Below are 21,626 nucleotides of genomic sequence, written 5' to 3'. Positions count from 1 at the left end.
ACCCAACGATGAACTTCTCTTCGCACGTTCGTGCCATGCGTAATCCACTCGCAAATTGCCTGGCGGCTTTGGTCGTCACCGGCGCGTTGTGCTCTAACGCGCTGGCACTGGATTATTATTCCACAAGCGCTGCACAACAAAGCTCTCCCCAAACCTTTCGCTTGCTCGATCAGCCTGCCATGCCGCCGGTCGATGCGGTTCCTCTGCCCGGCGCACTGCCCAGCCCGATTGCTGCGCCGCCGCCGTTCACGTCGCCTGCGCCGGTTGCCGTGGCGCAACTTCCCGCGCCCAATCCAACCTGGGCCACGTCAACGCCCGCGACTAATTACGTGCCCCCTACCAGCGATTGTCCCACGGAGCCGCTGCCGGGTTGCCCCAGCATTGCCACCTGGTACACGCGGATCGATTACTTTCACTGGAACGAACGAATCGACGGCGCCGATTTCGTGAACGAAAGCGGGCCCTTGTTCACGCTGGGTTATGAGCGGCGGGTGAATCGAGAGCGCTTTCGGGCGGAATTTTTCGGCAGCCAGGTGCAGTCATCATCGGAGATCGACCTGGGGGGTGGAATTCTCGATCCGTTGCATGCGCACACCAATTACTTGGGCCTGCGCGCCGAGTACGAATTGCTGTTCGAGCCGCAAACGTTGCCGGAGCTGGATTTCTTCCTGGGCCTGGGCACGCGCTTTTGGATTCGCGATTTGCCCGACGCCTTTACTGACGGCGGGCTGTTTGTGATGGGTTACCAGGAAACGTGGTGGACAATTTATCCGTACTTCGGCATGGAAACCCGGCAGTTGCCCCAGCCCGATTTGCAATGGTATGGCCGGGGTCGAATTGGCCTGACAGCCGTGACTTACCAAAACCTGAATGTGGATCCTGCGGTGACATTGTATCCGCTTCCAGGGATCGAAGCGCAAGCGGAAGGGGGACTTCGCGGGCAGCGGTTGTTTGTGGGGGCTTATTTTGAGGCGCTCAGCTGGTCGCAATCGGCCGTGGTGCGCGGCTGGTATCAACCGACTTCAAGAATGTTCACCGTCGGCGTAAAAACCGGTGTGAGCTTCTAAGCGGCCGGCTCGAGTTTGCCCCGCCGCCCTTTGCTGCAGTGTGCGGCTGCCGCATCGCAAAAATCTTTTTGCAAAATCGTTGACAGGACCGTGCGGTTATTGTATTACTGAGTTAATACAATAGGTGCGTGGCCCATGCAAATTCACATTTCTCCCAGCGACGGCGTGCCGATCTATTTGCAGATTGTCAATCAAATCAAGTATCTCGTTTCCGCCGGACGGCTGACCGTGGGCGAGGAACTGCCTCCCATCCGCGTGCTGGCCGAAAAGTTGCTCGTGAATCCTAACACTGTCGCCCGGGCCTACCGCGAGTTGGAGCAGGCCGGAATGGTCGTCAAGCGCCGCACTGCGGGCACTTATGTATCTAATGCGGGGTTGCGCATGGGCAGGCGCGAACGGTTGAAAATTATTTCGCAGCGGATCGACTCCTTGGTGGCCGAAGCCCGGCAACTGGATATTCCATTGACGGAAGTAGTCGAATTGCTCCGCCAGCGCGATCGAATGATGCAATCGCAAACGAACCAGGAGTGAGCCATGGTTGCTATGAATCAAACGCTTCCCGCCCCGCAGAGCGACTTTGCTTGGGAGCCCGATACCATTATCGACGTGCAGAACGTGACGCGCCGCTTTGGCGACAAAGTGGCGCTGGACGACGTGAATTTTCGCGTGCCGGCTGGCTCCGTCGTCGGCCTGGTCGGCGAAAACGGCGCAGGAAAAACCACGCTCATCAAGCACATTTCGGGGCTGCTCAAAGCACAAAGCGGCTTGGTGCGCGTGTTTGGACACGACCCCGTGGCCAAGCCGGTGGAGGTGCTCTCGCGGATTGGGTATTTATCGGAGGAGCCCGACATGCCCGGCTGGATGCGGGTGCGGCAGCTCATCCGCTATGTTTCGGCTTTCTATCCGCACTGGGATGCAAATTACGCGGAGCAATTGCGGCGCGAGTTCGATCTCGACCCCGCCGCCAAGGTGAAGCAGCTTTCCAAGGGGCAGCGCGCCCGGGCCGGTTTGCTAATTGCCTTGGCCTATCGCCCGGCGTTGCTGGTGCTGGACGAGCCTTCCTCGGGGCTGGATCCGGTGGTGCGGCGCGATATTTTGGGGGCCATTATTCGCACCATTGCCGACGAAGGCCGAACCGTGTTGTTCTCCTCGCATTTGCTGGCCGAAGTGGAGCGCGTTTCCGACCAGGTGGCCATGATTCAATCGGGCCGCATTTTGTTTTGCGATTCGATGGAGCACATCAAGCAAACGCATGCCCGGCTGACGCTGCGCTTTGAAGATTCGCGCAGCAGCCCGCCGGCGCTGGCCGGAGCGCTTTCGTGGGATGGCTCCGGGCACGAATGGACCGCTGTTTGCGCCGGGCAAACCAATCGGCTGTGTGAAGCGGCGCAGCAGTTGGGCGCGCGAATTGTGGCACAGGCGGGAGTTTCGCTCGACGAAATTTTTCTCGCCCGAACCAGCCAGCGGCGGGAAGTTACTTCCGCCGTGATTGAATAATAAGAGTGGAGCAATCAACAGCGGAGCAATAACATGAGCGCGGCAGTGGGAATGGCCAACTCGTTATGGTGGCGGGCGCGATGGATTTTAATCGCGTCGGCGGCTTACCTGCTTTTTCTGGGAGTTGGTGTGCGCTGCTTTCCACAGTACGCCGAGGTATTCATCTCGGGCGCGATGGTTTTGATTTTTGTCTGGGCCGCGCTGTTGAATGTGTTTGCGTTTGGGCCCGCCGATATTGGTTCCCAGCGTTCGACTTTTCCCGCGCACATGTTGGTGTTGCCGGTTCGAACGCGCGCACTGGTCGGCTGGCCGATGCTTTACGCCGTGGCCACCAGTGCAGCGCTGTGGTTGGGAGTGGTGGTGGCCATCATTGTTCCGATCGCCGCCATGGCTACCGAGTGGCCCGAAATGCATTCAGCCCCGGCCAGAGTGTGGATGTGCTATCTCATTTGGCCGGCGTTGGTGTTGGGTTCGGCCACCGTGTGGGTGCAGGCCGTGGCGTGGTCGCCATTTCCCACGCCGTGGATTCGCGCCCCGCTGTTAATTGCGGCCGTAATTCCCGTCGGTTGGTTGGCCATGTGGGGCTGCGTTAATAACGACGATGCGTTGAAGTTTAATAGTGCAATTGCTTTGGAAATTGCCTGGACTGCGGTGGCCTATGTCGTGGGCGTGTTGGGATTGGCGCGCGCCCGTTGCGGCGGCCAATCGGATTGGCGGCGGTTGCTGCGCGCAGTGGCCCGGTATTTGCCGCGCCGCACGACGGCCAGACCAATGCGCGTTAAACCGTATCGTTCGGCGGGCGCTGCGCAATATTGGCACGATTTCCGCCGCAATGCCGTTTCGCTTCCGTTTTTGGTCAGCCTGTCGTCGCTGTGTTTTGTGCCGATTTTGATCAGTATGCTCTTCCAGCGTGATCAACCGCACGGTTTACAGATTCACTCGGTGCTAATCAAATCCGAAGTTATCGGGCTGGGGGCGGCGATTTTTCTTCCCTTAGTGATGGCTGGCGTGGCTGCCACGGCGCTGGGCAAATTCGATTTTTGGGGGTCCGAGCGCATGTCCACATTTTTTGCCGTGCGGCCCATGGCTTGCAGCGAGTTTGTCTGGGCAAAGTTCAAAGCCGCCGCGCTGGGGGCGGCGACGGCCTGGGGGCTGCTGCTATGTTTATTGTTGATTTGGGCAGGGCTCGATATCAGCCCGTTGAATCGGCACGAATCGCTCGTGAAGGCAACCTGGAACTATGCCACGTCGAAAGACATTGCCGCCTTCGGTTTGTGCGCGGTGGCCTACTTGTTCCTCCTGTGGCGCGCACTGGTCACCGGATGTTGGATAGCCTTGGCGGGGCGCAAATGGCTTTCGACCGCGATGGCCGTGCTTCCGCTTACGGCCTTCGCGATCTTGCCGGCCGCGGCGGAGTGGATTTACACCCATCCGCTTCTGCGCGATCAGTTTGTAAAACTGCTGCCTTGGATTGTCGCCGGCGTGGTGGCAATTAAGCTGTGCACAGCGGCGTGCGTTGCCGCGCGATTAATGCAACTGGGCATCGTTCCTATCCGATTCCTGGTCGCCACGCTTCTTCTATGGGCTGCCCTGCTGGCTGGCATTGTCGGAGTGCTAGCGTGGTATGTGACGCTGACGCCCCTGATCGTGTGCGCAGTAGCACTCCTGGTGCCGCTGGTACGAATTGCCGCCGCTCCGTTGGCCTTGCATTACAATCGCCATCGGTAAAATCGTCGGTTGAAACCGTTCGCCCCAAACCGGCCGTTTCCGGTGGATGGACCTCGATTGTTGCCGTAAGTTTTTTGTTATACAGGCTTTAGGCGCGAAACTTATTCCTCGGCCCTGTCTCGGCTGCAGCTGAAAAAATCAATTGACTGCAAGGCTATAACCGCGGATAATTGATCGCTGACTGACCAGTCAGTCAGATTGAGCATTTCCCGAGGGCTTTATATGGCTGTACCTAGAAACAATGTGAAAATCTCGCTGAAACGGCCGCAAGACGATCCGCAATGTGCCGCCCGCCGTGAGGAAATTCTCACCCAGGCTGCCCGGCTGTTTGCCGAGCGGGGTTACGACAAAACCGATACCACGCTGCTGGCCGAAACCGTCGGCGTTGGCAAGGGCACGGTTTACCGTCACTTTCCCAGCAAGCGCGAACTTTTTTTGGCAGCGGCTGATCGAGTGATGCGGATGCTGTGCGAGCGCATCGACGCGCGGATGGCACAAATTGAAGACCCCTTGGAGCAACTGATCAACGGCGTGCGCGAGTTTTTGAGTTTTTTTGCCGAGCATCCCGGGTTTGTCGAATTGCTCATTCAAGAACGGGCTTTGTTCCGCGATCGTAAACGGCCCACGTTCATTGAGCATCGGGAGATGAACGCCGAGCGCTGGCAGGCATTTTATCGGGACTTGATGGCACAGCATCGAGTGCGTGATATTCCCGCCGAGCGCATTACCGATGTGCTGGGCAGCTTGTTGTACGGCACAATTTTCATGAATTATTTCAGCGGCCGGCCCATTGCGGTGGATGTGGAGGCCGACAACATCATCGACATTGTGTTCCGCGGAATTTTAACGCCGCAAGAATTGAAGCGCCGCGGCATGTGCGCCGAATTGAAGAAAGCAGAGTGAATCCCTTGCAGTTATCCCTAAAGAATCTAACCGTGTCATCTCTAAAAAATCTAACCGTGTTCACCATTCAAAAACCAACCGCAATGTGGGCCGGCATGCTGGTCGCGCTCGCATGGATCGGCCTGACGCTCTCCGGGTGCGATAAATTTATGCCCGGCAAATCGGCCAGCGGAGCACCTAGCGGCCCGCCTGGGATGCCGCCTCCCAAGCCGCCGGAAGTTTTCGTCAGCCTGCCTGTCCTGGCGGAAGTGACCGATTACGAAGATTTCACCGGTCGCTCCATGGCCAAGCCGACGATCGACATTCGCCCCCGCGTCACCGGCTATCTCGACAAAATTTACTTCAAGGAAGGGGCCGACGTGAAGGAAGGGGACATGTTGTACGAAATTGACCCGCGCCCTTATCAGGCCGAGGTCGATCGCGCGCAGAGCAACCTTTCGCAGGCCGAGGCGCATTTGAAGCGGTTGAATTTGGATTTGCAGCGGGCGAATTCCATGTTGCCTAACCGCACAATCAGCCAGGAGCAGTACGACCAGGTGGCCGGCGATCAGGCCGAAGCGCAAGCCGCCATTGGCGTGGCCCAGGCCAGCTTAGATTTGGCGAAGTTGAACCTCAGCTATACCAAAATCAAAGCCCAAATTAGCGGCCGCTTAAGCCGCACTATGTTCGATCAAGGCAATCTGGTGAAAGCCGACGACACCGTGCTCACCACCATCGTGGCGCTGGATCCCATTTACGCCACCTTCGGCGTGGACGAACGGCTGCTGGAAAAAGTTCACACGTACATTGCCAAAGGAATGGTCAAAACCAACGAAAAAGGGCAAGTGCCCGTGCTGATGAGCCTGGTCAATGAACAGGGCTTTCCGCACCCCGGCACGGTCAGCTTCATCGATAACCATCTCGATACCGGCACCGGAACGTTGGAAGTGCGCGGCGAATTCCCCAATGCCAATCGCCGCATTTTGCCGGGCTTGTACGCCCGCATTCGGCTGCCGCTGGGCGAGCCGTATCAGGCAATCACAATTCCGGAAAAGGCGTTAATGCCCGATCAAGACAAGAAATTTGTGTACGTCGTCAATGGCGAAAACAAAGTGGAATACCGGCAGGTGGAAACGGGCCGCTCGGAAGGATCGCAACTGGTCATTCTCAAGGGCGTGGCGGCGGGCGAAAAAGTGGTGGTCAGCGGGTTGCAGCGCGTGCGGCCGGACATGGTAGTCGAGCCGAAAATCATGCCTTCGACAACGACGGCGAAGAATTAGGGACGAGTGGCTAGTGGCTAAGGATTAGAGGCAAGTGGTGTGGGACGATGTGGCTGGTTGCTAAAAGCGAATTGCTAATCGCTGGTGTTGAAGCGAGGCGAACTTGATTTCTCGATTTTTTATCGACCGGCCGATCTTCGCCTCGGTGCTGTCCATTGTCATCACCTTGGCCGGCGCCATCAGCGTGTTTCAATTGGCGATTGCGCAATTCCCGATGATTACGCCGCCGACCATTCAGGTCACGTGCAATTATCCGGGGGCCAGCGCCAAAGATGTTTCCACTTCGGTGGCGGCCCCCATCGAGGAGCAAGTCGACGGCGTGGAAGGCATGTATTACATGTCGTCCAACAGCACCAACGACGGCTCCTATTCGCTCACCGTCACCTTCCGCCACGGCATCGATTTGAACATGGCCCAGGTGCTGGTGCAAAACCGGGTCGATTTAGCGTTGCCTTCGCTGCCCGATGTCATCCGCCAAACCGGCGTCACGGTGAAAAAGCAATCGCCCGATATTCTGGTGGGCTTGGCCATCACCACCAGCGACGAAAAGCGGTACGACCAGTTGTATCTCAGCAACTTCGCCCTGATGCAAATTCGGGACGAGCTTTCTCGGCTGGATGGCATTAGCGACGTCAAGCTATTCGGCGAGCGCGATTACAGCATGCGCATTTGGGTCGATCCCAACAAGCTGGCCGCCCGAAATTTAAGCGCCGGCGACGTGGTGCAGGCCGTTCGCGAGCAAAACCAGCAAGTCGCCACGGGCATGATTGGCGCGCCGCCCACACAAAGTCAGCAAGATTTTGAAATCACGCTGAGCACGCTGGGGCGGCTCGCCGATGCGCAGCAGTTTGAAGACATCATTCTGAAATCCGATGACCGCGGCCATACCGTGCGCATTCGCGATGTGGGGCGCGTGGAGCTGAGCTCCAAAAATGAAGATGTCGACGTCAAGCTGGACGGCAAGCCGACGGTGTTTTTGGCCGTGTTTCAATTGCCCGACGCTAACGCCCTGCAAACTTACGACCAAGTCATTTCCAAAATGCACGAGTTGGAAAAGACCTTCCCCAAGGACGTGCAGTGGGAAATTGCCTTCGACACCACGCCCTACACGCGGGAATCGATCACCGAAGTGTTCAAAACCCTGCGCGACGCCGTGGCCTTGGTGGCCGTGGTGGTGCTGGTGTTTTTGCGTAATTGGCGGTCGTCGCTGATTCCCATGGTAGCCGTGCCCGTGGCGATTATCGGCACGTTTGTCGCCATGGCAGCCCTGGGCTTCAGCTTGAACAATTTGACGCTGTTCGGATTGGTGCTATCGATTGGCATTGTCGTGGACGACGCCATTGTGGTGGTCGAGGCGGTGGAGCATCACATTGAATTGGGCCTGGCGCCGCGCGAGGCAACCATTAAAGCCATGGAGCAAGTTTCCGGGCCGGTGATTGCGGTCGGCCTGGTGCTCAGCGCGGTGTTTGTTCCTTGCGCGTTCATTAGCGGCATTACGGGGCAATTCTTTCGGCAATTTGCGTTGACGATTTCAGTTTCCACCGTAATTTCGGCGTTCAATTCGCTCACACTGAGCCCGGCGCTGGCGGCGCTATTGTTAAAGCCGCGCAAAAAGCACAGTGCCCCGCCGCTTCCTTGGCCGGCGTTTGTGATTGCCGGCGGATGGCTGGGCTGGACTTATTTGGCCCCGCATGTGGCGCCCTGGCTGGGTAGCTACGGCTTTGACCAGGATGTGCTGCAGTGGGTCGCCGCGGGACTGGGCGCCGTGGCGGGCGCGCTGGTTTGCTGGCCGCTGAATCGACTGTTGGCGCTGCTCTTTGCGGGCTTCAACCAATTGTTTAACGGGCTGAGCGTGGTGTACTCGTTCGTGGTGGGGATTCTGCTGTGGTTGACGCCGTTTGTGCTCGTGGGCTACGGCGCCTTGTTGTACCTGACCAATTATGATTTGGAGCACACGCCCAAAGGCTTCATTCCCGGCCAGGACATGGGCTACTTGCTGTGCAACGTGCAGTTGCCCGACTCCGCTTCGATGGAGCGCAGCGAGGAAGTGATGAACCGAATTAGCGATATTGCCCAGCACACGCCGGGGGTCAAGCACGCTTCGGCCATCACGGGCTTGTCGTTCGTGTTGAATGCGTTTGGATCGAACTTTGGATCGGTGTTCATCGGCTTGAAAGATTATTCCGAGCGGCGCGATCCGAACTTGACGAGCGATAAAATCATTGCTTCGCTCACGCAGCAGTTCGCCGCCAAAATTTACGATGCCCAAGTGATGGTGTTCCCGCCGCCGCCGGTCCGCGGCGTGGGCCGGGCGGGTGGATTCATGCTGATGGTGGAAGACCGCGGCGACTTGGGGCCGCACCAATTGCAGGAACAAACCGAAAAGCTGGTCGCCGGTGCGCAGCAGCAAAACGCGGGAAAAATTATGGTGTTTCCGTCGCCGTTTCGGGCCAACGTGCCGCAGTTGAGAATCGACCCCGACGTTCACGAGTGCATGGAAAAAGGGGTCACGCTGCGCGATTTTGCCGACACGCTGCAAATTTATCAGGGCTCGTTGTACGTGAACGACTTCAATTTGTTTGGCCGCACGTGGCAGGTCATTGTGCAGGCCGAGCCGCAGTTCCGCAACCAAATTGAAGATTTGCCGCGGCTGGAAGTACGCAACAACCAGGGAAAAATGGTGCCGCTAGGCTCGTTGGCCAGCATTACGCCGGTGAATGGGCCGCTCTTGATTTCGCGCTACAACAGTTATCCGTCGGCGCCTGTCAATGGCACCGGCTTGCCGGGTGTCAGTTCCGCCGATGCCATCGACATGATGGCCGGCGCGGCCAAGACCGAATTGCCCGCCACCATGACGTTTGAATGGACCGACATGGCGTATCTGGAATTATTGGCGGGCAACACCGCCATGGTGCTGTTCGGATTGGCGGTGGTGATGGTGTTTTTGGTGCTGGCCGCGCAGTACGAAAGCTGGTCGCTGCCGATGGCGGTGATATTGGTTGTGCCCATGTGCTTGCTCAGCGCGATTATTGGCGTGCGCATGGCGGCCATGGATATCAACATTTTCACGCGGATTGGGTTTGTGGTGCTGGTGGGGTTGGCCAGCAAGAACGCGATTTTGATTATCGAATTTGCCAAGCGGCAGCGCGAAGCCGGGAAATCGCGCCGACAGGCGACGCTGGAAGCCTGCCGATTGCGGTTACGTCCCATTATTATGACTTCGCTGGCGTTCATCCTGGGCGTGTTGCCCCTGATGTTGGCGAGCGGGGCCGGGGCGGAAATGCGCCGCACCCTGGGGACCGCCGTGTTCAGCGGCATGCTGGGAGTGACGCTGTTCGGCATTTTCCTGACGCCGGTGTTCTTCTCGACCATCGATTGGCTGGGAGGCACGCCGCTGTTTGCTTCCTGGGCGATGCGGATAGTGGGGCGCTTTTCGCTGGGGGTAATTACACTCCGGCCGGCGCGAGAAATCACGATGCGCTGGTGGGAGCGGCGAAAATTAGCAGCGCCGAAGCCCGCGCGGCCTAAGCCAGCGCGGCCCGTGGCGAGTTCGACGACCGTCGTCAATCCGCCGCCCGTTAGCGGTCCGTCAACTGTCGTCGGCCCTTCAACCGTCGTGGGCCCGCCGCCGCGAATTAATACGTTGAGTGCAGTGAATGGACGGCCGACATCTGTGGTGGACAATCCTCCGCGTGATCCGGCACTGCGCGATCCGGCGCTGCATGATCCGGCGCCACGTAATCCGGCACTGAAAGATTAGCGAATGCGAACGAGGCGATTAAAAATGACGCGCTGGCCCAATTTTCCCTTGCCATACCGCCCGGCGAATGGCATACTAGGCCGATTAGTGTACAGATGAACATATTTATGCATGACATCGATCCGATTCCGAACGCTGCCCAGGTGATTCCGTGGTGCGCGGGCCGCCCCAGAAAAGCCCGCGCGCTGACAACCATGGTGCGAAAACGCGCACCGGCGGACGTAAATGCCGGCCGTATTGGCAGGCGCTGGAATCGCGAAGTGACAGATTTTCCGAGTCTGCGGCGGTGGTTGACGGACAAAACACTCCCGTTCTGTCCGGAAAATAAAAATCCTGGACACACAACTGAAAAAACATTTCCCCAGGGAAGATAAATCGAGCAATCGTGATCAACGCTTATGTTTTCGACGTTCTTTATTAATCGACCGATTTTCGCCAGCGTGCTGTCGATCATCATCACGTTGGCCGGCAGCGTTGCGCGGTTCACGCTTCCCATTGCGCAGTATCCGCTGATTACGCCCCCCACGATTGAAGTTTCGGCCACGTATCCCGGGGCCAACGCGCAAGTGGTGGTCGACACCGTGGCCGCGCCGATTGAACAGCAAGTGGTGGGCGTGGAAGGCATGTTGTACATGTCGTCGCAATGCACCAACGACGGCGCCTACGTGCTTACGGTTACGTTCCACAACGGCGTCGACTTGAACATGGCCCAAGTTCTGGTGCAAAACCGCGAGGCGTTGGCCGAGCCGATTTTGCCCGATTTGGTGAAGCGCCGCGGCATTACGGTGAAGAAAAAATCGCCCAGCACGTTGATGATTGTGAACTTGTTTTCGCCCGATGGCAGGCGTGACAACTTGTATTTGAGCAACTACGCCACCATTCAATTGAAGGATGAGTTGGCCCGCTTGGAGGGCGTGGGAGACATTGCCTACATCGGCCAGCGCGATTACAGCATGCGGCTGTGGCTGGACCCGGAAAAAATGTCGACGCTTAATCTTTCGGCCAACGACGTAGTGCAGGCCATTGAGCAGCAAAATACGCAAGTGGCCGCCGGGCAAATTGGCCAGCCGCCGGTGAAATCGGGGCAAACATTTCAATACACCATTTCGACCATGGGCCGGTTGGCCGATCCCGAGGAATTTGCCGGCATGATTTTGAAGGCCGACGCCTCGGGCCGCATTGTGCGGGTGAAAGACGTGGCCCGCATTGAATTGGGCGCCCAAGGCTACGATCAAACCTGCCGTCTGGATGGCAAGCCTTCGGTGGCGCTGTCGATTTATCAATTGCCCGGCTCGAATGCCTTGGAAATTGCCCGGCGCGTGCGGGCGAAGATGGACGATTTGAAAAGCCGCTTCCCGGAAGGGCTCGACTATTCGATTGTGTATGATACGACGCCGTTTATTGATGAATCGATTAGCGAAGTGTACAAAACGTTGCGCGACGCCGTGATTTTGGTGGCGATTGTGGTGTTGGTGTTCTTGCAGAACTGGCGGTCGGCGATTATTCCGCTGATTGCCGTGCCGGTGGCAATTGTGGGCACCTTTGCCGTGATGGCGGCCATGGGCTTCAGCCTGAATAATCTCACGCTGTTCGGATTGGTGCTGGCGATTGGCATTGTGGTGGACGACGCCATTGTGGTGGTCGAGGCGGTGGAACATCACATTGAAACCGGTCTATCGCCGCGCGACGCCACCATTAAGGCCATGGAGCAGGTGTCCGGCCCGGTCATCGCCGTGGGCTTGGTGCTGAGCGCGGTATTTATTCCGTGCGCTTTCATCAGCGGCATCATGGGGCAGTTTTTCCGGCAATTTGCGCTGACGATTTCTGTATCGACGGTAATTTCAGCGTTCAATTCGCTGACCCTTAGTCCCGCGCTAACCGCGTTACTGTTGCGGCCGCGCGATAAACACGCCGCTCCTCCGCTGCCGTGGCTCGTATTTGTGCTTTCCGGAGCTTGGGCGGGCTGGGAGTTTTTATCGAATTGGGTTGCCGCAGCGGGCCAGAATTTGCCGATCGAGGTTACTCCCGCAGTTGCTCCTTGGATTGGCGCCGCGTTGGGCGCGATTGCCGGCGGCATTGTGGCGTGGCCGCTTAACAAACTGCTGGGTATCGCGTTCCGATGGTTTAATCGCGGCTTCGATTACACGTCGCGATTCTACACGTGGACCGTCGGCAAGCTGCTGCGGGTTTCGGTGTTGGCGCTGGCGGCCTACGGATTCTTGCTGTATCTGACGTACGCCGGATTTAACATCGCCCCCAAAGGATTCATTCCCTCGCAGGATAAGGGCTACCTGGTCGTGAATTTGCAGCTGCCCGATTCCGCTTCGGTGGGCCGCACTGAGCAAGTGATGCAGCGAATGGAGGAAGAATCCAAGAAAATTCCAGGCGTGAAGCACACCGTAGGCATTTCTGGGCAATCGATATTACTCGGCGCGAACTCGCCCAACTTTGGAGCCATGTACGTGATGTTGGACGATTTTTACGATCGGCTGTCGCCAGATTTATCAGCGGAAGCCATTCGTACCCGGCTGCAGGACCGCCTGCAAAGCGATGTTTCGGAAGGGATAGTTCAAGTTCTTGGCGCGCCGCCTTTGGAAGGGCTGGGCAATGTCGGCGGCTTCAAAATGATGATTGAAGATCGAGGCAACGGTGGCTTGCAGGTACTGCAAGATGTCGCCGACGCCACCGTGGCTGACGGCTTGCGCACCCCGGGTCTGCGAGATTTGTTCACCAGCTTCCGTGCCAACACGCCCTGGCTGTATTTGGACATCGATCGCACGGCAGCCAAAACATTGGGCATTTCGATGGCCGAAGTGTTCAACACGCTGCAAGTTTACATAGGCTCGCTGTATGTCAACGATTTCAATGAGTTCGGCCGCACCTGGCAGGTGAACGTACAAGCAGATAAAGATTTCCGCCAGGAGATCGACGGCTTGAAGCAACTGAAAATGCGCACCGACAAAGGCGGCATGGTGCCGTTCGGGTCGTTTGCCCAAGTGCGCGACATTGCCGGGCCGGCGCTGGTGAATCGTTACAACATGTATCCGGCCGCGGCGATTAATGGTAGCCCCGACGAAGGCGTTAGCTCGGGCCAGGCGATCGAACTGATGCAGAATGTGGTGAACAAGAATTTAAGCTGGTCGATGCGCTCCGAATGGACTGAGCTGGCGCTATTGCAATTACAAACCGGCAACACGGCGATGATGGTATTTTTGCTGGCGGTGGTGCTCGTGTTTTTAGTGCTGGCGGCGCAATACGAGAGCTGGTCGCTGCCGCTGGCCGTGATTTTGGTTGTGCCCATGTGTTTGCTGTGTTCCATTGCGGCGGTGCTATTTGCGAACCTCGATATTAATATTTTCACGCAAGTTGGGTTTGTAGTGTTGATTGGATTGGCTTGCAAAAATGCGATTTTGATTGTGGAATTCGCGCGGGCCCGGCGCATTGGCGGAATGACTCGGTTTGACGCGACCCTGGCCGCGTGCCGCTTGCGGTTGCGGCCGATTGTGATGACATCGTTTGCATTTATTTTGGGCGTGGTGCCATTGGTGCTTTCGGTGGGGGCCGGGGCGGAAATGCGCCGCACTTTAGGAACCGCCGTGTTTGGCGGAATGTTGGGAGTGACCCTGTTCGGCATTTTTCTAACGCCTGTATTCTTCTATGTGATTGAAGGAATAAACGATTTAACTCGGCGCATCCGGCGGTGGTACGATACCGATCAAGAAGATTCGGAACCGCGAGAACCGCAAGAGTCGAAAGATCATCCTTTGCCCCCAGTCCAATCGAAGCCGCTGATTCAACGGCCGGTTGAAGCCGCCGTGCTAACTGTGGTTGAGACGGGAGTCCATTGATGGGTAAACTTGAGGGATGCAAACCGATACCGCCGTATCAAGATTTCATCCCTACCGCTCCAAAGGTTGGCCTCCGGTTATTTTCGGATTAATGACGTTGATCTTGGGAATTCTCTTGGCTTGGGGAATTACCGGTGAAAACAAGCAGCCATTCAACTTGGCGCGTTCCAGTGCCTTAGCAATGCTGGTATTCCTTGACCCACTGACATGGTTCAGTCTATGGCTGATGAGTTTGGGGATTGGAATATGGCGAGCGCATGTAGCCATTAGAGAAGACGGCCTGGAGATGTATGCTCATCGATTTTCGATGTGGTCAATACGGCGAATGCGCCGCGTGAGATTGGCGTGGAATGAAGTTGCCGGCATTCAGCCCTTCGCCTTGACGAACATGCTGGCGCCCGGCGGAGTGCAGGAGGAATTTGTTCTGTATACCGCTGCAGGAAAATTCATTCTCCCGGGAATGCTATGGCCGGACGCACAACAAATTGCGACGCAAATTTCCAACCACATGGGCAAAGCGATCGGCGATTTATCGGCCGTGCAGGAACCCATTGTCGGCCGGCGGCCGAGCGACCGCCGAGGTGCTCGCATCATGCACGGCATTGGCTGGTTTGCTCAAGCGGCGGGGTGGGTTTTTGCGGCGATCAGCTTGGTTGCAATTTTTGGAGGGGCAAATTTTCGGTCGATGATCTATATGATCATGTTATCGATGATGTTGGTGCTTTCCGGATCGTCGCTGCGACGGTTTCGCATGGGATGAGCCGAATGATCCGCGCTTCCCGTTTTGTTGCAGCGCTGATTCTGGCGCAGATTTTGGTTTCGTTGAGCGCGATCGCGGCGGAACCAAAGTTCACGCGGGATGAAGTCGTCAGCGCCATGCAGCCGTACCATGGCGCCAGCGAAACCGGCGTCGATTGCAGCACTCTGACCGGGAAAGTAATAGCTGGTTACCAGGGTTGGTTTACCTGCGCGGGCGATTCTTCGGGCCTGGGATGGCATCATTATGAATCGCACGGAGAATTTCGGCCGGGGCGGTGCAATATTGATTTTTGGCCCGACGTCAGCGAACTGGGTGCCGACGAGAAGTTTATCACGCGGTTTTCTTATAGCGATGGCAGCCCGGCATATGTCTATAGCGCCGATCAACCGAAAACGGTGTTGCGGCATTTTCAATGGATGCAGCAATATGGCTTGGATGGCGTGTTTGTGCAACGGTTTGTCGTGGAAACTATCTCGCCTGTGAATTTGCGGCATTGCAATGCAGTGTTAAATTCCTGCCGCGAGGGAGCGAATCGATACGGCCGTTGCTATGCCGTGATGTATGATCTGTCGGGAGTACAAGCCGGCGGTATTCAATATGCGATCGACGATTGGAAATTGCTCGTCGACAAAATGCATTTGGGTCGGGATGCCAACGACCGTGCGTATTTGCATCATGGGGGTAAGCCGGTTATCGCTGTGTGGGGCATTGGTTTTAATGATCATCGAGCTTACACGCTGGATGATTGCGGTCGGCTGCTCGATTTTCTCGAAAACGATCCGAAATACGGTGGCAACAAGGTGATGGTGGGTGTGCCGACGGGTTGGCGAACGCTGGACCGTGACACCATTCCCGACCCTGCTTTACATGCCACACTGTTGAAAGCTGACATCATCAGCCCGTGGACCGTTGGGCGGTATTCAACGTTGGATGGCGTTGACCATCACGCTGCTCATGATTTGCAACCCGATCTAAATTGGTGCCATGACCATGGGAAGGACTATTTGCCGGTCGTCTTTCCGGGTTTCAGTTGGCATAATATGAACCCGAAATCGCCTTCGGACCAAATTCCGCGGCTAAAGGGAGAGTTTTTGTGGCGACAGTACGTTGATGCCCGTGAAGCGGGAGCCACGATGATTTATCAGGCCATGTTCGACGAAATGGATGAAGGAACGGCCATTTTCAAGTGCACGAACGATCCACCGGTCGGCGACAGCCAGTTTCTGACTTTTGAAGGGTTGCCAAGCGATCACTATTTGTGGCTTGTGGGGACGGGAGGCAAACTGTTGCGTGGTGAAATTCCCACATCAATTACGCCGCCGACACGAACAGTTGGCATGAGGCAAGGTGGCCGACAATGATTTGGAAGTAGGCATCTAGCGTATGCGGCGATGGAATTCCAAGAATTCTACTGGCTGATCTTTGACAGCATCTCGAAAATCTCATATCTTATTGGCAATGGACCCGTTCGAGCGTGGTTTCCTTTTGGCAAATCTTTTCTTTCCTTCTTTATTGCCACGTTCGTCCGCTTCGCACGACCGAGACCGCAGTTCCTTTCGTTGCAACCGAGTACACCGCGCCAAGCGAGGAATAAGCCGCAAGGCGCGTTGATTAGGAATTTGGGTCGTTTGACGTAACTACTCGCCCACGTTTTTTATGGGCGAGCGGCTGCGTGCGGCGTGCTGACTTTATCCGGCGCTTGATCACTGCCTGATCAAAGTGTGCAATCAGCGCGGAATTCTATTTTCTCGGGAGATCATGACGATGGTCATCCGTTCCAATGAAACCGGTGGCGTTGCGTCGACCAGCGAAAACGGCAAACAGGTTCCGTTTCCTGGCATTCCCACCACCTGCGACGGCGCGGAGGCTGTCGTGCATGTGGAGATTCGTGTCACACAAGGGGCCGGAGCGTTTCCGATTACCAGTTCGACGACGATGGGCGGAGGTTACAACAATGCCGTGATGAATGGCTGGAAGAATTTGTGGGGCGACGTGCTGATTTTCGTCGAACCGGAAAGTGAGCATTCGGCGGCCTCATTTTGCGAGGGCTTTGCCGCCAGCGGTGGCCGCGTGACCAACTTTACGTCGGGTCAGGGCCTCGTGCTAATGAAAGAAGTGCTGTACACCATTTCCGGCAAACGCTTACCGGTGGTTATGAATATTGGCGCGCGGGCCTTAACCAGCCATTCATTGAACGTGCACGCCGGCCATGACGACCTGATGAGCGTGGCCGATTCCGGTTGGGGCATGCTATTTGGCCGCAACGCTCAAGAAGCTGGCGATTTATGTCTCATTTGCCGGCGTGCCGCGGAATCCTCAGTTACGCCGTTTTTTAACGTGCAGGACGGTTTTCTGACGACCCATACCGTGGAAAAAGTACGCTTGCCGGAGCCGGAGTTCATGAAGCAATTCGTCGGCAGCCCAACGGAAAAGCTGGTGAATTTAATGGATCCAGCGAACCCGATAATGTCGGGCGTGGTGCAAAACCAAGATTCGTACATGAAGGGGAAGATTGCCCAACGTTGGTATTACGACCGGGTGGGTCCGGCATTGCGCGACGCATTCGACGTGTTCTACAAAAATACCGGGCGGCGGTACGATTTTGTATTGCCATACCGTTGCGAAGATGCGGAATACATCATCGTCGGCATGGGTTGTTACATGGAAACGTGCGAAGCCACGGTTGATTATCTGCGGCGATCACGGGGCATTAAAGTCGGGTGTTTAACGGTGTGTTGTTTCCGGCCGTTCCCCAGTCGACAGATCGTGGGTGCCTTGCAGCACTGCAAAGCCTTTACCGTACTGGAACGAATGGACGACCCGCTTTCGACCACGGGCAACCATTTGACGCGGGAAATTAAAGCGGCGTTTTGCGACGCCGTGACGGGGCAAAACGGCTTGGAAAAAATCGAGCAGATTCCGCAAATTTATTCCGGCGCAGCCGGACTAGGAAGCCGTGACGTGCGGCCGGGCGACATTATTGCCGTGGTCGAGAACATGCAAGAAGACGGTCAGGATTATTTTTGCGTGGGCATCGATCATGCGCTGGCTCTGAAAGTAAACGAAGACCCCGATTTGCGCGAATCGGGCACGTTTTCCATGCGCGGGCACAGTATTGGTGGCTTTGGGTCGGTGACGACGAATAAAGTCATCGCCACGATTGGCGGCGACGTGTTTGGCAAAGACGTGCAGGCATATCCAAAATATGGATCAGAAAAGAAAGGGTTGCCGACCACATATTACCTTTCCATTGCCGACCGGCACATTTATTTGCACAGCGAATTGGAATACGTTGACCTGGTCGTGCTGAACGACACCACGGCATTATTCAGCGGCAATCCGCTAGAAGGCCTGGTCGATGGCGGGGCAATTGTGATGCAATCGACCTATACCGAACCCCACGACGTGTGGCAGCGCATTCCCGACCATCATAGACGTACCATCCGCGACAAGCACTTGCGGGTGTTTTATGCCGACATGGTGCAAATTGCCCGCGAAGTAGCCTCGGTGGCCGATTTGCAAATGCGCATGCAGGGTATTGTGCTGTTGGGCGCGTTCCTCAAGCTCACGCCCTATGGTCGACAAAGCGGCATGAGCGACGAACAAGTTTATGCCGGTGTGGAAAAAGCGCTGCGAAAATACTTCGGCAAACGCGGCGACAGAGTTGTGCAAGACAACATGAAGTGCGTCATGCGTGGTTACCAGGAACTGCACGAAGTGCTGCAGGAAATGATGCAAGACGCAGTTGCGGTGTAAAACACAAATTACAATTCTCAAATAAACTTCAAAAACCAAAGGTTTCAAAGGATATTTTATGGCTACTGTGGAAAAAGTTCCTTCGATGAATGAGGCCAATCCGCGCGATCCGTACAACAACAACAGTTACGGCACGCTGGTCGATAGCGGATATAAAATGGTTAAACTTCCCATTCTCGACGTGAATGACTTCAATGAGCGAATCATTCGCTCCTATGAGGAAGGTACGGCAGAAAAAGGATTGGCGGCCGATTTATCGGTCGCCAGATCACTCATTCCCGCGGGCACGGCTACGCTGCGTGATTTCAGCTACATCGCTCCGGACATCCCAGAATACATTCCCAGCAATTGCACCGGCTGCATGGATTGCGTCACGTTGTGTCCGGATACTGCCATCTTGGGCAAAGTGTTGGGCGAAAGCGAATTTGACAAGCGCGTGGCCGCCATTAGCGATCCGCAGGAACGGGAAGATTTTCGCAGCCAGTGGTCCAAAACACGTAAGTATTACGAAGGCCCGGCCAAGAAAGTGGGTGAGGGGGGCCTGTTTTCGATCATGATTGATCCCAGCAAGTGTAAAGGGTGTGCCGAGTGTGTGACTGTGTGCGACGACTTGGCACTGAAAATGATTCCCAAGACCGAGCAGGTGATGACACATGTGCGAAAGAGCCATCGCTGGTTCAAGGAGGTGGGACCCTCCGATCCGCGCTATATCAGCGATAATTTGCTGATCGATATGATGCTCAAGGAGCAAACGCACATCTATACTGGCGGCGCAGGCAGCTGCGCCGGTTGCGGCGAAGGGACAGCACTGCGGATGATGTGCGCTGCCACCGGAGCTAAATACGGCGATGATTGGGCCATTGTGGCCGCCACAGGCTGTAACACAGTGTACACGTCCACGTATCCATACAATCCGTATTTGGTGCCATGGACCAATTCGTTGTTTGAAAACGCGCCTGCCATGGCCATGGGAGTGCGTTCGCGGTGGGATCAAATGGGTTGGGGTAATAAGCCCATGTGGTGCCTGGGGGGTGATGGAGCGATGTTCGACATCGGCTTCCAGGCCCTATCGCGCTTGTTCGCTTCAGGCATGAACATCAAAGTTTTTGTGCTGGATACGCAGGTGTATTCCAATACCGGCGGACAGGCATCCACATCCAGCTACACCGGCCAGAACACAAAGATGAGCGTGCATGGCAAGGTTATCGCCGGCAAGCAGGAGCGGCGCAAGGAAATTGCACAAATTGCGATGATGCATCCGCGCACCTTTGTGGCGCAAACCACGTGTGCGCACGTTAATCACTTTTACCGCTGCGTGCTAGATGCCTTGGCGTTCGACGGACCGGCGCTGATTTGCTGCTTCACAACTTGCCAGCCAGAACATGGTGTGGCCGACAATATGGCCACTGATCAGGCTCGGCTTGCGGTCGATTCTCGCGCCTTCCCATTATTAATTTACGATCCGCGCAAAGGCGATATGCTTCGAGAGCGGCTATCATTACAAGGCAATCCGGCGGTTTCGGAAGATTGGTGGACCAATCCCAAGACCGGCGAAGTAGTCGATTTCATTGAGTTTGCCCGGAGCGAGGGTCGTTTTGGCAAGCATTTTGATAAAGAAGGCAATCCCAGCGAAACACTGTTGCGAGCCAAAGCAGATCGGCTGGAAAACTGGCGATTGTTGCAGGAATTGGCCGGAGTGCGAGGCGGAAAGGCAGCGATAACGTCACGTGTAAAATTGGCCGCTGGCACAGCGGTTGCAATACAGCCTTCGGCGACAAAAGCGCCGTTTGAAAAGCCTGCAGTTCCCGCCGCATCCGCATCAAAAGTTGTAAATAGCGGGAATGGGGTTGGTAAATTATCCAACGGCGCCATGGCTTCCGGATTGGCTATCGGCACGAAAATCAAGTATCGCGATCGGCGGGCCAGCGTATGGGTTAATGGTACAGTGGAATCGCTCCATCCGCTGGTATTGTCTTTGGACGACGATACCGAAATTCGCACTACGCCGGAAGTTTTGGCCGCTGGATTGGCTGAGGGGATTATTGTGCAGCAATAACGAGCATTTGTTCATCAGGCACAGCGTGAGGTGGAAGGCAAACAAAAAAATGACGAATGTCTAAATGAAGTCCGAATGACGAAGCACGAATTGCCTCGTCATTGAGATTTTGTCGTCATTTGTCATTTGGGTTTCGTCATTCGTCATTCGTCATTTTTGTCGGGAGGATCCCATATGCACGCGTTCGAGCGAGGTGAGTTATTAATCGGCGGCATGGCCTTGCGCCAGCTGCAAGGGCGGATCGAGCAGGAAGAGCAAGCAGTGAATTCCAGGGCATGGTTATTGTCCGGCAAGTTGCGGTTGTCTTCGCAGCACGGCAGCCAACTGGAGCTGGAGCGGCAATATCTGTTGCGTATTGACGATGGCCGGGAAGGGCTGGTCGAATTGACGCGATTAACGCCGACCGAAGGTGATTTGGAAGCGGATTTTCGACCGCGTGCTGGCTTGCGCTCATGAACCATGCTAGCCCGGGCCGTGGCCGTAAAGATGTTGAATGGGCGTGGCGTGGCCCCATACGATTTCGTCGGCCGGAAGGTTGAACACAGTGGAAATCTTTTGCCGTTCAGCGGGGCTGGGAGTCCAGCGGCGCAGTAAAATTGCTTTTACACGCTGCTCCTCCAAGCCGGAGTCCTCCACCAATTTCTCTAAGCTGACGCTTTGAGCAATGCACAATTCGGCGACGGTTTGTGGCATGGTAGCGCCTTTCGTTCGGTCCGGCCGATTTTCAAAGCTAAATCAAAAATCCTCTTTCAATCCAAATCGATGGTACCGCACGTTGCGTGGATTCATCGTGTGTCCCCAACTGATGTCGGTCACACCCACTCCTAAAGCGATGGCTAGTTTTTCTCGCTCAGCAGGGCTGGGAGTCCAACGGCCATCGGCAATGGCCGCCACTCGCTCGATTGGTAAGCCGGATTGCGCTGACAGCTCAGCGAGTGTAATGTCAAATTCTTCCAGTAACACATCGATGGTTTTCATCGGTGCGGGCGATG

General features: G+C 56.1%; 16 protein-coding genes. 14 read left to right on the top strand and 2 right to left on the bottom strand.

Annotated elements, in window-relative coordinates; all coding sequences use genetic code 11:
* Window positions 1-35: 35 nt before the first annotated feature.
* The 14 genes from VFE46_06030 (at window position 36) to VFE46_05965 (ending at window position 21,090) form a co-directional block, all read left to right on the top strand.
* Window positions 36-1,067 (top strand): hypothetical protein, encoded by a 1,032-nt coding sequence (locus VFE46_06030; protein HZZ27549.1) that lies wholly within the window; start codon window positions 36-38, stop codon window positions 1,065-1,067.
* A 135-nt stretch (window positions 1,068-1,202) separates the two neighbouring features.
* Complete coding sequence (locus VFE46_06025) at window positions 1,203-1,598, top strand: GntR family transcriptional regulator (GenBank protein ID HZZ27548.1); 396 nt, start codon at window positions 1,203-1,205, stop codon at window positions 1,596-1,598.
* Between the two features lie 3 nt (window positions 1,599-1,601).
* Window positions 1,602-2,564 carry an ABC transporter ATP-binding protein gene (locus VFE46_06020; protein HZZ27547.1) on the top strand — a complete coding sequence of 321 codons (963 nt, stop codon included), beginning with the start codon at window positions 1,602-1,604 and terminating at the stop codon, window positions 2,562-2,564.
* A gap of 33 nt (window positions 2,565-2,597) precedes the next feature.
* Complete coding sequence (locus tag VFE46_06015; protein ID HZZ27546.1) at window positions 2,598-4,292, top strand: hypothetical protein; 1,695 nt, start codon at window positions 2,598-2,600, stop codon at window positions 4,290-4,292.
* A gap of 222 nt (window positions 4,293-4,514) precedes the next feature.
* The gene (locus tag VFE46_06010) at window positions 4,515-5,195 is read left to right on the top strand and encodes a TetR/AcrR family transcriptional regulator (GenBank protein HZZ27545.1); all 681 of its coding nucleotides are present in this window, start codon (window positions 4,515-4,517) and stop codon (window positions 5,193-5,195) included.
* 32 nt (window positions 5,196-5,227) lie between these two features.
* Window positions 5,228-6,454 (top strand): efflux RND transporter periplasmic adaptor subunit, encoded by a 1,227-nt coding sequence (locus VFE46_06005; GenBank protein ID HZZ27544.1) that lies wholly within the window; start codon window positions 5,228-5,230, stop codon window positions 6,452-6,454.
* Window positions 6,455-6,557: 103 nt separating this feature from the next.
* Complete coding sequence (locus VFE46_06000; protein HZZ27543.1) at window positions 6,558-10,214, top strand: multidrug efflux RND transporter permease subunit; 3,657 nt, start codon at window positions 6,558-6,560, stop codon at window positions 10,212-10,214.
* A 107-nt stretch (window positions 10,215-10,321) separates the two neighbouring features.
* Window positions 10,322-10,588, top strand: coding sequence for a hypothetical protein (locus VFE46_05995; protein ID HZZ27542.1), 267 nt, complete (start codon window positions 10,322-10,324; stop codon window positions 10,586-10,588).
* Window positions 10,589-10,612: 24 nt separating this feature from the next.
* Window positions 10,613-14,062: a multidrug efflux RND transporter permease subunit gene (locus tag VFE46_05990; protein HZZ27541.1), complete on the top strand. Its 3,450-nt coding sequence runs from the start codon at window positions 10,613-10,615 to the stop codon at window positions 14,060-14,062.
* Between the two features lie 16 nt (window positions 14,063-14,078).
* Window positions 14,079-14,822, top strand: coding sequence for a hypothetical protein (locus VFE46_05985; protein ID HZZ27540.1), 744 nt, complete (start codon window positions 14,079-14,081; stop codon window positions 14,820-14,822).
* 5 nt (window positions 14,823-14,827) lie between these two features.
* Window positions 14,828-16,183 (top strand): glycoside hydrolase family 71/99-like protein, encoded by a 1,356-nt coding sequence (locus tag VFE46_05980; GenBank protein HZZ27539.1) that lies wholly within the window; start codon window positions 14,828-14,830, stop codon window positions 16,181-16,183.
* A 403-nt stretch (window positions 16,184-16,586) separates the two neighbouring features.
* Window positions 16,587-18,578 (top strand): 2-oxoacid:acceptor oxidoreductase family protein, encoded by a 1,992-nt coding sequence (locus VFE46_05975; protein ID HZZ27538.1) that lies wholly within the window; start codon window positions 16,587-16,589, stop codon window positions 18,576-18,578.
* A 58-nt stretch (window positions 18,579-18,636) separates the two neighbouring features.
* A complete protein-coding gene (locus tag VFE46_05970) occupies window positions 18,637-20,634 on the top strand; it encodes a thiamine pyrophosphate-dependent enzyme (protein ID HZZ27537.1) in 1,998 nt (665 codons plus the stop codon).
* A 174-nt stretch (window positions 20,635-20,808) separates the two neighbouring features.
* Window positions 20,809-21,090 (top strand): hypothetical protein, encoded by a 282-nt coding sequence (locus VFE46_05965; protein HZZ27536.1) that lies wholly within the window; start codon window positions 20,809-20,811, stop codon window positions 21,088-21,090.
* 6 nt (window positions 21,091-21,096) lie between these two features.
* Here VFE46_05965 and VFE46_05960 read toward each other — a convergent pair whose 3' ends face one another.
* Together VFE46_05960 and VFE46_05955 are read right to left on the bottom strand one after the other, a co-directional pair.
* Window positions 21,097-21,327: a hypothetical protein gene (locus tag VFE46_05960; GenBank protein HZZ27535.1), complete on the bottom strand. Its 231-nt coding sequence runs from the start codon at window positions 21,325-21,327 to the stop codon at window positions 21,097-21,099.
* A 42-nt stretch (window positions 21,328-21,369) separates the two neighbouring features.
* Window positions 21,370-21,612, bottom strand: coding sequence for a helix-turn-helix transcriptional regulator (locus tag VFE46_05955; protein HZZ27534.1), 243 nt, complete (start codon window positions 21,610-21,612; stop codon window positions 21,370-21,372).
* Between the last annotated feature and the right edge of the window lie 14 nt (window positions 21,613-21,626).

The sequence above is a fragment of the Pirellulales bacterium genome (genome assembly GCA_035656635.1).
Taxonomy (GTDB): Bacteria; Planctomycetota; Planctomycetia; order Pirellulales; family JADZDJ01; genus DATJYL01.
Note: the sequence above shows the minus strand (reverse complement) of the source record. Positions and strands in the feature narration are given on the sequence as shown.